This window comes from Rhodanobacter sp. UC4437_H4, assembly GCF_052978425.1.
In genome coordinates this window covers 3832170-3845681 of sequence record NZ_CM129673.1, presented here as the reverse complement: position 1 = coordinate 3845681, position 13512 = coordinate 3832170, and the positions used below count along the sequence as shown (strand labels likewise).

Here is a 13512-nt window from a genome sequence, read left to right as displayed (position 1 = left end):
GGCGGGTTCACTGCGAGATTGTCGACATGTTTCGATCCTTGTCGTTGTCATTGATTCTGACGGTCACTCCGCTCGCCGTGCATGCCGCCGCACCGGCCGAGGCCGCGCTGGCCGACCTGCCGAACGTGTCGTTCCCGGCGCCGCATCGGGTCGCATCGGGCAGGTTGCAGGCCGATGACGTGGCCGCCCTGCAGCGAGCCGGCATCAAGCAGGTGATCGACCTCAGCGTGGACAGCGAGACGCCGCGCTTTGACGAGGCCGCCGCCATGCGCGCGGCGGGCATCGACTATCACAACCTGCCGATCCACGGCGCCGCTGACCTGACCCGCAACAACGTGGTGCAGTTCGACCGCCTGCTGCACCAGGCCGGCACGCAGGAAACCCTGGTGCATTGCGCGAGCAGCAACCGGGTCGGCGCGATGATCGCGCTGCGCGCTGCCTTGATCGACGGCAAATCGAGCGAAGCCGCGCTGGCGGAAGGCCGCCGCTGGGGCATGAAGAGCCTGGAGCCGGTCGTGCGCGAACGCCTGCAGGCGTGGTCGGGCAATCCGCAACACGGAAGGCAGGAGCAGAGCCTGCCCGCATCCGGCGGCACAACGCCGTAGGGCGGCACCGCCCGCCGGCTCTTGTCGCAGTGTGAAGCGGCGGGCATTGCCCGCACGGCGCCGAGGCGGAATGGGCTACCATGCGCGCCTCCCACGTCCTTGCGCGGCACCGCCCTGGCTCCGATCCCCCCCTCGTCGCCCGTAACCGCACTGCCCTTGCGCGCGGTGTTGCTGATGCTGGCCAGCGCCAGCCTGTTTGCCCTGATGGCGGTGGTGATCCGGCTGGCCTCGGCGCAACTGCACCCGTTCCAGATCACGTTCTTCCGCAGCGCGTTCGGCACGCTGTTCGCGCTGCCGCTGCTGATCGGGCCGGGCTGGTCGCTGCTGCGCACGCCGCGCTTCGGCTTCTACGTGATGCGCTGCGTGCTCGGCATGGGCGGCATGCTGGCGGGCTTCTGGGCAATCGTGAACCTGCCGCTGGCCGAGGCGGTGGCGCTGTCGTATTCGTCGCCGCTGTTCGTCACCATCGGCGCAGTGATCTTTCTCGGCGAGGTGGTGCGCCGGCGCCGCTGGACTGCGGTGATCGCCGGCTTCATCGGCGTGCTGGTGATCGTGCGCCCCGGCAGTGCCGCGTTCGCACCGGGCAGCATGGTCGCGCTGCTGGCGGCCGGGCTCACGGGCGCGGTGACGATCAGCATCAAGTCGCTGACCGGCAGCGAGCCGGCCGACCGCATCGTGCTGCTGACCACCTTGCTGTGGGTGCCGCTGTCGCTGCCTGCGGCGCTGTCGGTGTGGCAATGGCCGCACGCCGGCATCTGGCCGTGGCTGGTGCTGTCAGGCGCGCTGGGCACCGGCGGCCACTATTGCTGGACGCGCGCGCTGCGCCTGGCCGAGGCGTCGATGCTGGCGCCCTTCAGCTATCTGCAGTTGCTGATCGTGGCGGTGCTGGCGTGGTGGATCTTCGGCGAGGCGGTAGATCACTACACCGCGCTGGGCGCGGCCATCATCATCGGCGCCAGCCTCTACATCGCCCAGCGCGAGCACGCGCTGACGCGACAACAGCGCACAAGCACGCCGCAGGTCCGCGCGGAGCCGCCAATCTAGGCCTCCGCCGACCAGCGCCTCATTCGTCAGGGAGTGCCGGCAAGTCAGGCATGTTGGCCAGTTCGGCCAACATGTCGACCGCGGCCGGGGCGGGTTCGCTCGCCAGCGGCCAGCGGCCGATCACTTCATGGCTGGCCTGGCCGAAGAAGCTGCGGATCAGCACGAACTCCTCCGCGCGCCACCGGATCGGCTTGATCGATTCCTCGATCGCGTCGATCGCCGGCCCGTGCTGCAAGGCCACGTGCGGATGGAAAATGGAGACGCCATTGACCTGCAATCCCTGCGCGCGCTGTGCGGCGGCGATCGCCTTGCGCAGCTCCAGCGCCGCCGCGGCGGTGACCGGGTCCGCGCACAGCACGAAGGGAAACTGCCCGCCGGTGGGGATGCAGCGCATGGCGGCGTCCAGCGTGATCGTGAACGCGTTGCCCCGCACCGCGGCGCCCGCGGCCAGCATGGCGCGCTCCGGCGACAGCTGCGGCCGTTCGGGCCGGCCCATCGGGCACAAGGCAAGGTGCAGGTTGTCGACCGACACCGGCACGCCGCTGGCGCGCTGCGAGCGGCGAAAACGCGCGGCCACGTTGGCGATCTCCACGCGCGCGTGGCCGTCGGGGCGCACCGCGAAGAAATAATCGATGCCTGCGGCAAGTTCGGCGGGGGGCGTCGGGGTCAAGCCGGTACCTCCACGACAGTCGCTGTGACGAATGCTGTTCGCAACACCATACTCCGCGCCGCACAAGCCGGGTGTGATCCGCGTCGCCGGCCACGGCGTTCGCCAATGACCGGACCCGCCGCCGCCGGCCATGCTGCCCGGCCCCTGACACCGGCTCAGCGCAGCTGGCTGTCCTTGCTGCCACGGCGGTTGTACAGGCTGGCGGCGCGCTCGCTGTCGCGCTCCTGCTGGCAGGCCACGCACAAGCGCACGCCGGGCACGGCGGCGCGGCGCGCCGCGGGGATCGGCGCTTCGCATTCCTCGCAATGGGTCAGGCCCGGGCCCTTGCGCAATTGCTGGCGCGCCCGCTGCACACCGTCGTTGACGGTAGCGTCGATCTGATCCTGCACGGCGCCGTCGCCGGCCCAGCCGGTTGCCATGGTGCTGCCTCCGCGAAGCAGGGTCGCGGGCCGGCCGCTCAGTGCGCCTTCGCCCGCAAACCCTGGATATATCCAAGCTCAGCCAACGACTTGGGTTCGCCGGGCACGAGTTTCAAGCAACCCTGGTAGGCCCCGGTCGCCTCGTCGAGGCGATGCAGCTCAACCAGCGCGTAGCCCTGGCCGCGCAGGGCCACGCACTTCAAGCGGACGGCATCTTCGGGGGTGGCGCCACTGATCCCCGCATCGCCCTCCGCTTCCTGGTACAGGGCCAGCATCTTCTCCCAGTCACCGCTGCGCTGGTAGGTGAACGCAAGTTCGCTCTTGTACTGGCTGTCCATCGGCGACAACACCAGGGCCTTTTCCAGCTCGGCGCGCGCATCGGCGTAGCGGGCCATCTCGCTGTAGGCGTAGCCGCGCGCCCAGTACGCCTGCGCCCAGGCCGGGCCGATCACCTGCACGGACACGTCGGCGTTGCCGTTGACTGCCTTGGCGCCCATGCCGGCGTAGGCCAGCGCATCGACCAGGCCGCGGGCACAGAACACCTTGCCCGGCTTGCCCGCGTAGATCGCCTCGTACTTGCCCACGACCTCGGTCAGTGGCCCGTCGATCGCCAGCTGGATCTTGCCCGCCTCGATCATCTTCAACGCGTCGAGCACTTTCTGTTCGTCGGCATCGGCAACCTGCTTGCCCGCCTCGTCGAGCGACAGGGTGATGGTACTGTCCGGCTTGACCGCGGCGTGCGGCGCGCAGCCGGCCAGCGTGAACGCGGCGAGCAGTGCCGCGCCGGCGAAGAGTCGTTTCATGGCATGCCCCCGAAATGATGCAGGGCGAGGATAGCCGAAGCGGGCCTGCGTCCATTGGCAGCAGGGCCAGACCGTCGGGAAGTGCCAGAATGGGCCATTCACCCACGCCAGGAGAACGCGTCGTGAGCACGCCATCGCCCGCCACTACCGAGCAGCCTGCGCTGCGCAGCGACGAGAGCGTCGCCAAGCAGCTGTTCCTGGGCAACATCCTGGAAGAGAACCTGTTCCCCTACCCGCAGATCCGCGCCCGCGACCGCGAAATGCTGGGCGCGATGACCGACGCGATCGACCAGTTCCTCGCCGACAAGACGGCCGAACTGAAGCAGTACGACCGCGACGCCGAACAGCCGGCCGAGTTCATCCAGGCGCTGCGCGAGATGGGCCTGTTCGGCCTGATCATCCCGGAGGAATTCGGCGGCATGGAGCTGTCCAACGGCGCCTACGCCCGCGTGCTCGGCCAGACCAGCAGCCACGACAGTTCGGTCTCGCTGACCATCGGCGCGCACAGCTCGATCGGCATGAAGGGCCTGCTGCTGTTCGGCAGCGACGAGCAGAAGCAGCGTTACCTGCCGAAGCTGGCCACGGGCGAGATGATTGCCGCGTTCTGCCTCACCGAATCCGGCGCCGGCTCCGACGCCGCCTCCATCCGCACCAAGGCCGTGCGCAACGACGACGGCAGCTGGACGCTCTCCGGCGAGAAGATCTGGATCACCAACGGCGGCATCGCCGACTTCTACACCGTGTTCGCGCGCACCGACACGCCCGAGGGCAAGATCACCGCGTTCCTGGTCGAGGCGAAGTGGCCGGGCGTGAGCCACGGCCCGCACGAGGACAAGATGGGCATCCGCGCATCAAGCACCACCACGGTGGCGTTCGCCGACGTGCGGGTGCCGGCGGAAAACGTGCTCGGCCCGGTCGGCAAGGGCTTCAAGGTGGCCATGAGCATCCTCAACTCCGGCCGCACCGGCCTCGGCGGCGGCGCGGTCGGCGGCATGCGTTCGCTGATCCGCCTCGCCTGCGCGCAGGCAAAGGAGCGCAGGCAGTTCGGCCAGCCGATCGCCGAGTTCGGCCTGGTGCGCGAGAAGATCGCGCAGATGAGCGTGGACTGCTTCGCCGCCGAGAGCGCCGTATGGATGGTGGCCCACCTGATCGACTCGGGCGCCGGCGACTACTCGGTGGAGGCGGCGATGAGCAAGGTGTTCGCCAGCGAGGCGGTGCAGCGCGCGTCCTACGAGGCGCTGCAGATCGCCGCCGGCAACGGCTTCATGCGCGAGTTCCCGTACGAGCAGATCACCCGCGACACGCGCATCCTCTCGATCTTCGAGGGCACCAACGAGATCCTGCGCCTGTACGTCGCACTGTCCGGCCTGAAGGGCGTGGGCGCGGGCCTCAGCGAACTGAAGGCGGCGGTGGGCGACATCTTCAACGACCCGATCAAGGGCTTCGGCGTGCTCGGCAGCTACACCGGCCGGCGCGTGCGCGAGGCCACCGGCTACGGCATCGACCGCATCGCGCACGAGCTGTCGCCGCGGCTGCGCAAGGTCGCCGCCACCTACGAGAAATACACGGTGGAGCTGTCCAAATCCTCCGATGCGCTGCTGCGCCGCCATGGCAAGAAGGCGGCCGACATGCAGCACGCGCAGAAGCGCCTGGCCGACATCGCGATTGACCTGTTCGTCGGCCTGTGCGTGCTGTCGCGCGCCGACAGCCTGGAAAAGCAGTCGCATCCCGCCGCCGACGAGGCGATCGGCATCGCCGAGATCTTCGCGAAGCAGGCGCGCCGGCGCATGGCGCGCAACGTGCGCGGCCTGGAGCGCAACGAGGACGCGGCAATCGAGCAACTGGCCGGCGCCGTGCTCGCCCACGAAGGCTACATGTGGGACGTCATCTGAAACAACCGAAGGAGAAACCTGCCATGAGTCTACCCAGCGTCCGCGCCAGCACCGGCGATGCACCTTACGCGGTCCACTTCACCGACGACCAGGGCAACACTTGGCAAGCCGACGAGCCGATCGACGAAGGTGGCGCCAACACCGGCCCGGCGCCGCACCGGTTGCTGCTGTCGGCACTCGGCGCGTGCACCGCGATCACGCTGCAGATGTACGCGGCGCGCAAGCAATGGCCGCTGCAGCACGTCGACGTCGAACTCAAGTTCAACCCCGATGGCACGCCCGAGTCGGGCAACGACATCACCCGCGTGATTACCCTGCAGGGCGAGCTGAGCGACGAGCAGCGCGAACGCCTGCTGCAGATCGCCAACAAGTGCCCGATCCACAAGGTGCTCACCGGCGAGGTGCGCATCGCCTCCCGGCTGGCGCCGGCCTGACGCCGGCGTCGGGCACAAGCCAGGCCGGCACCGGCGCCTGGCGGCCGCGGTTCGGGCCATGGCGATCTTCTTGCCGGCCCGCGTCGGCCGGGCCGGGCACGGCTGGCCTCAGCCGCCGCAACCGCCGCAGCAGATCGACGGCAGTTGCACCACCTGCTCCGGCGTCACCGGCCAGCCGGTCCGCCGCAATATCTCGACCAGGTCCGCCGCCGTGGCCGAGGCGGATACGCGCAGCACCAGGCCACTCATGTCCAGATCGGCCACCGCTGTCGGATCGATATCGAAAAGGGCGTCCTGCACCACGGCCGGATCGGGCGACGCCCCGGTCATGGCAATATGGAATTCCATCGGGCACCTCGCTTCACCGGCACGCGTGGCATGCCGTCAGGGCCGATGCTCCCCCGCACCAAGCGGCAGTACCTTGACGCCGGTCAAGTCCGCCGCGGCGGGCGCGTGGTCGGAGCCTGCGCAGTGGGTCCGCACGCCTGCAGCAAATTGCCGCAGGGGCCCGCGCGGCACGCCAGGCTGGCGCCACTGCTGTCCGGGATAAATCCGTGCCTTGGCGTCAAAGACTTGGCGACACAAGGCGACGCGATCCTTGGACACGCCACCCTCGAATGTGCACACGGCCCGCCAGCCTCCCCCCGCAGGCAGAGAGAGAGAGCCGCACGAGCTCTGCTTCTCCCCCTGCTTGCAGGGGGAGGTTGGGAGGGGGTGAAGCTCTCGCCCTTGCTCCTCGCTTGCGGCCAAAGAGCGACCCCACCCCAACCCTCCCCTGCAGGCAGGGAGGGGCACAAGCATTGCTTCGCGGCCGGGATACGGATTTATTCCGGACAGCAGTGAGCCTGGCAGCGATCCGCTCAGCGACGACGCGGGAGCTTCGGGTTCGACGTGCCCCACACCGTGTACTGGTCGGCCAGGATGACGCCGGTGAGCTCCTCGACTTCCGCCTGGGTGATCTCGGCCTTGCCCTGCTTGCCGAACATCACGACCTCGTCGTCCTCCTGCACGCCGGGGATGTCGGTCACGTCGACCATGGTGGTGTTCATGGTGACGCTGCCCATCACCGGCGCCCGCTGACCACGGATCAGCATTGCACCCTTGTTGGAATACGCGCGCCGGTAGCCGTCCGAATAGCCCACGGGGATATTGGCCAGCAGCGAATCGCGCTTCAGCACGCAGGTGCGGTCGTAGCTCACCGTGTCGCCGGCGGGATAGGCCTGCACCGAGGCCACCCGCGACTTGAAGGACGCCACGTGTGCGAACGGCGGCTTGGGCGTGCCGCCGTAGCCATACAGGGCGCCGCCGGGACGCACCATGTCCAGGTGTGATTCGGGGATGTGCTGGACGGCGTAGGAATTGGCGGCATGCAGCAGCACGTCCTCGCGCTTCAATGCGGTATGGGCGAACATCCACGCGGTCTGCGCCTTGAACGTCTCGACGCCCTGCAGCGCGTCGGCGCGTTCCTCGGTCGGGAAGTGGGTCATCATGCCGACGATCCGCAGGCCTCCGATCTTCGCCAGCGCCTCGGCGTCGCTGCGGCCCCGCGCGGTCTCCATCTCGATCCCGTTGCGGCTCATGCCCGCCGAGTTCAGCGCCAGGTGCACGCGCAGCGTGCGCCCGCGCCGGCGGGCGGCGCCGCCGATGATCCGCGCCTGGATGAGGTTGCCCACCAGCTCTTCGACGTCGTAGTGCAGCGCGTCGTGGATCTCGTCCAGCGTGGCGGCACGCACGCGCATCACGCGGCCCTTGTAGCCGCAGGCCCGCACCATGCGGGCCTCCTCGTTGCTGGCGATGCCGACGTAGGGGAGGCGCGCCCTGATGACGCTGGGCATCACCAGGTCGATGCCGACGCCGTAGGCATCGGCCTTCATGATGGCGCAGATCTTCGGCTTGCCGACCAGGGCGGCCTCGACCAGCCGCAGGTTGTTCTCGAAAACCTGCGTGTCGATCTCGATCCACGCATTGAACGTGCCCGCCCGCCTGCGCTTCCCCGGCAGGCCGAGCAGGGGTGCGGCACGCGCGGGCACCGCCAGCGCCACGGCCGTCCCCGCGCTGGCCAGCAGGAATCGGCGGCGGCCGGGAGAGCAAGGCGTGGAGCGGTGTTCGGACATGGTGTTCTCCGGTTGCCGCCGCCGGTCTCCCGGCGGCGGGGCCCTGCATCAATCGAACTTGTATTCGGCCATCAGGAAGAACGAGCGGCCGCGCGGATCGGCCACGCGCGGCTCCCACGCCGCGCCCGAGGCGAAGTCGACCTGGTGCGCGGTGAACGGCGGGTCGGTGTTCAGCAGGTTGCGCACCGCGAAGGTGAGCTTGGTGCCCTGCAGGCCCGTCCAGGTCAGGCTGTAGTTGTAGAGGATGTAGTCGTCGACATCGGGGTTCCAGTTCGGCGGGATGTAGCTGCCGTTGGCGACGCTGATCGGCAGCTCGTCCTTGTAGCCGGCGCGGTAGATCTGGCTCAGCGTGTGCGTCCAGTCGCCCCTGGCCCAGTCGAGGCTCAAGGTGTGCTTCCACTTCAGAGGCAGGTTGTAGAACTGCACGTACTCGCCCACCTCGTTGTGGCTGTAGGGCTCGTTGGCGAGCGGCTTTTCCCTGAAGGTGTTGATGTAGCTGCCGTTGAGGTTGACGTGCCAGCGGCCGCCGGCCAGCTCGCCGGTGAGGTTGGCGTCCAGTTCCACGCCGCGCATCAGGGTGCCGCCGGAGTTGATGAAGCGGCGGTCGATCGCGATCACCTTGCCGCTGGCATCGCGGATCCAGTTGGCGGCGAACAGGCTGTAGTTGTCGATCAGCGTCGGCAGGTTGGGCGAGCGGATCGTGTTGCTGCGCTCGATCTCCCACCAGTCGAGGCTGAGGTTGAAGTTGCGGGTGGGCGCATAGACGAAGCCCAGGCTCTTCTGCCTGGCCGTCTCCGGTTTCAGGTCGGTCTTGCCGCCGGTGATGATGGTCGGCTGGATCAGCGCGCAGCCCGGCACCGCCGAGTTCGCCACGCCGCCGGGACAGGTGGCCGGATCGGCCAGGTCGAGGCCGAAGTACTCGACCTCGTTCACGCCGGCGAACAGCTTGGTGAACTCCGGCACCTTGAAGCCGGTGCTGTACGCGCCGCGGAAGGCCAGCGACTCGATCGGCTGCCACTTGAACGAATACTTCGGATTGGTGGTGCCGCCGAAGGTGTCGTACTGGTCGCGGCGCACCGCCAGGGTCACGTCCAGCGTCTTCACGATCGGCAGGTAGGCCTCCATGTAGACCGCCTTCACGTCGCGATGCACCTCGGGCAGTTCACTCGTCTCGTCGAACGGCGCCTGGTAGATGGTGTCGTAGTTGAGCGGCAGGCCGTTCAGCACCTGCACCCCGCCGAACTTGAACCCCTCGCGCCGCGCCTCGATGCCGGTCGCCAGCTGCACTTCGCCGCCCCACAGGTTGAAACCCAGGCCGCCGTTGAAGCTGGCGTCCAGCGAGGTGACGGTGGACTCGCCGCCGTACAGATGGATCCCGGTGGCCGATGCCGCCTGCAGTGCGGAAAGCGCCGCGGGATCCTGCGCCTCGTCCGGCATCAGGAACGGGTTCAGCAAGCCGCTGCCGAGCACCTGCTTGAGCCCGCTGGAAAAGTAATAGCCGCCGGCGAGCACCGACTCGGCCTTGCTGGAGGCATGCGACAGGCCCGCGTCGAAGTCCCAGCTGCCGATGCTGCCCTGCACCCCGGCCAGCACGCGATAGGCCTTGGTGGTGGTCTCGATCTCGCGTCGGCCGCAGGGGATGCAGCGCCAGCGGTACGGGATCCTGTTGCCGTACACCAGGTCGGCCGTGCCGAAATAGTCGGCGATGGCGTCATAGATCCTGTCGTAGGTGGCCTGCGTGTCCGCATTCAGCGGATACCAGGTGCCGGGGTCGAGCACGGCGGTCGCCGACGAACTGGAGGTGAGCTGCAACGGCTCGTACTCGCGCCGGACCTTCACGCGCGAGCCCATCGCCTCGGCGTAGAAGCGGTGGTTCTCGCCCAGCTTGTAGGTGGCGCGGCCCAGGAACTGCACGCTGTCCTGCGGCTGCTGCAGCGCCTGCGCGGCCGGATAGTCCCAGGCGCAAGCGTACTTCGAACTGCTGCCGTCCCACAGCCGGTAATCGTACGGCCCCATGTTGGCGCCGCCGCTCTCGCAGCCGCCACCGCCGGGCAGGTTGAGGATGTTGATGTAGCGCATGGCGCCGCCGCCGTCGGGATCGGTCAGCGCGTCGTTGATGATGCCGCCGGTGGCGTTGGTCACCGTGGCGAACGGCGTGCCGCGCGTGTCGGGCGAGACGCCACGGTCGGGCTGGAAGCTGTTGGCGAAGCTGCGCTTGCCGCTGCGCAGGATCTGCGCGGTCCGGTAGTTGATCGTGCCCCACGCGTTCCAGCCGTCGCGGTCGAGATCGCCGACCCCGCCCAGCACGCTGTAGGTGGCGATGTTGCCACCGCCGTCGGCGGTCACGTCGACGCCGGCGTTGAGCGTGACGCCGCGGTAGTCGGTACGGGTGATGAAGTTGATCACGCCGCCGATGGCGTCGGTGCCGTACATCGCCGAAGCGCCGTCGCGCAGCACCTCCACGCGCTCGATCGCCGCGAACGGAATCGAGTTCAGGTCCACCGCCTGGCCGCGCAGGCCGTGGGTCGCGACGCGGCGGCCGTTCAGCAGCACCAGGGTCGCGTCCGAGCCCTGCCCGCGCAGGTTGGCGCCGGACACGCCGGCGGTGCCGCGCAGTTCGCCGAGGTCCATGTCGACCGCGGCCGAGGTGAGCCCGTCGGCGCCGTTGCCGGCGATGTTGAGGAACTGCAGCAGCTGTTCCGCCGAGGTGATGCCCTGCGCCTCGATGGTCTGCTTCTCGATGACGGTGATCGGCAGCGCCTGTTCCAGGTCGGTGCGCTTGATGCGCGAACCGGTGACGGTGACCTCCTTGAGCGTGGTGACCTGCGACGACTTGTCGGCCTCCGGCGCAGGCTGGCCGGCCTCCTGCGCCGTGGCCGGAACGGTGATCGCGGCCAGCAACGCCGCACAGAGGAGGTTCAAGCGGAGATCGTGTCGGATGTGCATGGGATGCCCCTCAGGGTAGTGAACGGCGGACCGGGTGGGATCAGTTCTCTGGTACGGACATCGGGATCAGTGGGGAATGGCACTCAACTTGAGCTCGTCATCCCCGCGAATGCGGGGATCCAGCGCCTTCGGCGACTCGGGGAAGGCCCGAGTCCCTGGATTCCTGCCTTCGCAGGAATGACGAAAAAACGGGCTAGTGCGCTTGAGTAAGTGCCATTTGGGTCAGTGGGATTTGTCCTCGGCGTTGGCGTCGTCCATGAACAGCCGGCCGATCGACACGGCCAGGTCGTATGGCGTGGGATCGTTGCGGTTGCTCAGCACGACCACGGTCAGGTGCTGCTTCGGCCAGCGCACGATCGTGTTGCGGAAGCCGATGCTTTCGCCGGAGTGCCACAGCCGGTCGCCGGCGACGCGCCAGCCGAAGCCGTAGTACGTCGCCTCGGGTGTGCCGGAAACCTGCACCTGGCGCCCGAAGGCGAGCGCGCGCGACGCGTCGCTGAGCAGCCGGTCGTCGTACAGCGCGGCGTCCCAGCGCGCCATGTCGGCGATGTTGGAATAGATGCCGCCATCGCCGAGCACCGCGCTGTAGGCGTTCTGGTCGGTGCGTGTCCAGCCGTCGCAGCTCCTGCTGTAGCCCCAGGCCCGGTGTGGTATGTCGGGCCCGCCGACCACGTAGGCCAGGGTGTTGCGCATGCCCAGCGGCTGGAAAATGTGGGTGCGCACGTAGTCCGCGAAGCTCATGCCGGAAGCGCGCTGCACCACCAGCGCCAGCAGCGCGTAGCCGCTGTTGCTGTAGCGGTACTTGCTACCGGGCGGGAAATACAGCCGGTTCTCCTTTTCCAGCAGGGCCAGCACGCCGGTGTCACTGATCTGCCCGTCGTAGGGCACCGGCATCAGGTCTTCGTAGTTCAGCATGCCCGCGGTGTGGTCGAGCAGGTTGTGCAGGGTGATGTCGTCAGCCACCGCTGGCAGTGACGGCAGCCAGCGCTTGACCGGATCGTCGATGGAAAGCTTGCCGTCCTGCGCGAGCAGCAGGATCGCCGCGGCGGTGAACTGCTTGGTCACCGAAGCGAGCCGGTAGTCGGTCGCCGGGCTCGCCTCGGTGCCGCGCACCAGGTCGGAGCGTCCGTAGCCGCGGCTGACGATGGCCTTGCCGTCCTTGAGCACCAGCAGCGAGACGCCGGGCACGTCGCCGTCATAGGGCTGCACTAGGCGCTGGATCTCCGACTCCCGGTCGTCGCCGTCCGGTGCCGTCACCGGCACGTCGTAGATGACGTCCGGCGCGGGTTCGGGATGCAGGGTGTAGTGCCACCACTCCATCGCGTAGTTGCGGAAGCCCTGCGCTTGCATCGCGTCGCGCAGCAGGCGGCGGTTGGCGCGCTGTTCGGCGCTGACCTCCGGCGTGTCGGTGTGGGCGCGGGTGCCGAAGTAGTCGAAGCCGGTGCCCATGTCCAGCGGCTCGCAGCCGGCATCCTGTGCATCGCAGCGCAGCGCGGTCAGGTCGACGGTGGCGCCGCGGCTGTGGCCGGATACCGGAGCGATGTAGTCGCCGAGCAGCTTCGACTTGTCGAGGTTCGGATAATGCGCGGCCTTGGTGCGCTGGTCGTCGAGGTCGTGCGCCCAGCGCACGAAATGCGCCACCGCGCGTGCCGGGCGGTAGCAGTCGAACACGCGCAGGCGCATGTGGCGCTTGCGCAACGCGGCATCCACCCGCGCCAGCGCCTCGGCCGCTTCGTGCCTCAGCCAGCAGCGCGGCGCCTGGTAGCCGTCGACCGGCGCGCCGACGAAGTTGTCGCTGCCGGCATAGGCGATCGATTGCGAGAGGTCCGGCACCAGGCTGCGGAGGTCGACCATCCCGGCCTGTTCCATCGTGGCCGCAGCCGACACGCGGGGCGCTGCGTCGGTCTGTGCGAGCGTCGATACCGACGCCAAGCACAGCGCCAGCAGCAGTGCGAACCGCGTCGAGCCGGAAACACCGCATCGCTTCCGGTCACGGCCGGCAGGGCTGGCGGAGGGAAAACCGGACGCAATATATTGCGATATGCAGCGCAGACGTTCTCGGATACGCACAGCGTCTCCCGGAAACCGGATCAAGGTGGATGGATGAACAGCGTCCATGCCAGGTTGACCAGATCTGGAGCTCCGTACTCGCCTCTTCCCCTTTTGGCCAGGCTGCGGGTTCCCTGCCCGATGCCCGAAATCGCATGACTGAGGCCATGCCGAGGCCTGCGATCGCTGTATAGCACGGTCATTTCGAAAGCGCCAACGAGGCGCCGCAAGGGCGTCACGACCGGCCCGCGAAGGCTTTTGCGGCGACAGCAGCCATGCAACAGGCCATCGACACCGCCCTGCCTGCCGACAAAATATCTTGCGAATCTGCTAGTTGCCGAATCCATCGGCGACACGCGCAACGACGGGCACCGCCCGGCCGCCGCGTCATGCGCCGAGGCGCCACGACAAAGTCCATAACCGGGGGTTGGGGTACACGCAAATCATTCCATGGATTTTCGATGCTTCCTGCGCGTCGACGGACACTTTCCGGCGACCCGGCAACAGTGGAAAAGCTGTCGAGGCAGCCAAGGAAA

10 protein-coding genes and 2 pseudogenes are annotated in these 13512 nt (G+C 68.3%); 4 read left to right on the top strand and 8 right to left on the bottom strand.

Features of this window, described 5'->3' with window-relative positions; translation table 11 throughout:
- Nucleotides 1-44 precede the first annotated feature (44 nt).
- Nucleotides 45-605, top strand: a complete 561-nt coding sequence (locus ACVCL3_RS17510; protein ID WP_447100107.1) for a hypothetical protein — start codon at nucleotides 45-47, stop codon at nucleotides 603-605.
- Between the two features lie 174 nt (nucleotides 606-779).
- On the top strand, nucleotides 780-1649 hold the full coding sequence (locus ACVCL3_RS17505) for a DMT family transporter (RefSeq protein WP_447107217.1): 870 nt from the start codon (nucleotides 780-782) through the stop codon (nucleotides 1647-1649).
- A 19-nt stretch (nucleotides 1650-1668) separates the two neighbouring features.
- On the opposite strand, the gene ACVCL3_RS17500 is transcribed toward ACVCL3_RS17505, so the two are convergent.
- From ACVCL3_RS17500 to ACVCL3_RS17490, 3 genes are all read right to left on the bottom strand, one after another.
- Nucleotides 1669-2319: a 2'-5' RNA ligase family protein gene (locus ACVCL3_RS17500; protein WP_447100106.1), complete on the bottom strand. Its 651-nt coding sequence runs from the start codon at nucleotides 2317-2319 to the stop codon at nucleotides 1669-1671.
- Between the two features lie 155 nt (nucleotides 2320-2474).
- Nucleotides 2475-2738 (bottom strand): DksA/TraR family C4-type zinc finger protein, encoded by a 264-nt coding sequence (locus tag ACVCL3_RS17495; protein ID WP_395119303.1) that lies wholly within the window; start codon nucleotides 2736-2738, stop codon nucleotides 2475-2477.
- A gap of 38 nt (nucleotides 2739-2776) precedes the next feature.
- Nucleotides 2777-3541 carry a tetratricopeptide repeat protein gene (locus ACVCL3_RS17490; RefSeq protein WP_447100105.1) on the bottom strand — a complete coding sequence of 255 codons (765 nt, stop codon included), beginning with the start codon at nucleotides 3539-3541 and terminating at the stop codon, nucleotides 2777-2779.
- Nucleotides 3542-3663: 122 nt separating this feature from the next.
- On the opposite strand from ACVCL3_RS17490, the gene ACVCL3_RS17485 reads away from it, so the two are divergent.
- Complete coding sequence (locus ACVCL3_RS17485; protein WP_447100104.1) at nucleotides 3664-5433, top strand: acyl-CoA dehydrogenase family protein; 1770 nt, start codon at nucleotides 3664-3666, stop codon at nucleotides 5431-5433.
- A gap of 23 nt (nucleotides 5434-5456) precedes the next feature.
- Nucleotides 5457-5867, top strand: coding sequence for an OsmC family protein (locus ACVCL3_RS17480; protein ID WP_447100103.1), 411 nt, complete (start codon nucleotides 5457-5459; stop codon nucleotides 5865-5867).
- Nucleotides 5868-5975: 108 nt separating this feature from the next.
- Here the strand turns inward: ACVCL3_RS17480 and ACVCL3_RS17475 are convergent, their stop codons facing one another.
- The 5 genes and pseudogenes from ACVCL3_RS17475 to ACVCL3_RS17455 all read right to left on the bottom strand — a co-directional run.
- Nucleotides 5976-6215, bottom strand: coding sequence for a hypothetical protein (locus ACVCL3_RS17475; RefSeq protein WP_447100102.1), 240 nt, complete (start codon nucleotides 6213-6215; stop codon nucleotides 5976-5978).
- Nucleotides 6216-6727: 512 nt separating this feature from the next.
- Nucleotides 6728-7981 (bottom strand): alanine racemase, encoded by a 1254-nt coding sequence (gene alr, locus ACVCL3_RS17470; protein WP_447100101.1) that lies wholly within the window; start codon nucleotides 7979-7981, stop codon nucleotides 6728-6730.
- Between the two features lie 48 nt (nucleotides 7982-8029).
- The gene (locus ACVCL3_RS17465; RefSeq protein ID WP_447100100.1) at nucleotides 8030-10903 is read right to left on the bottom strand and encodes a TonB-dependent receptor domain-containing protein; all 2874 of its coding nucleotides are present in this window, start codon (nucleotides 10901-10903) and stop codon (nucleotides 8030-8032) included.
- Between the two features lie 246 nt (nucleotides 10904-11149).
- A pseudogene (locus ACVCL3_RS17460) lies at nucleotides 11150-12085 on the bottom strand (serine hydrolase domain-containing protein); the annotation flags it as partial.
- 96 nt (nucleotides 12086-12181) lie between these two features.
- Nucleotides 12182-12874: pseudogene (locus tag ACVCL3_RS17455) on the bottom strand (M15 family metallopeptidase); the annotation flags it as partial.
- Nucleotides 12875-13512: the final 638 nt, after the last annotated feature.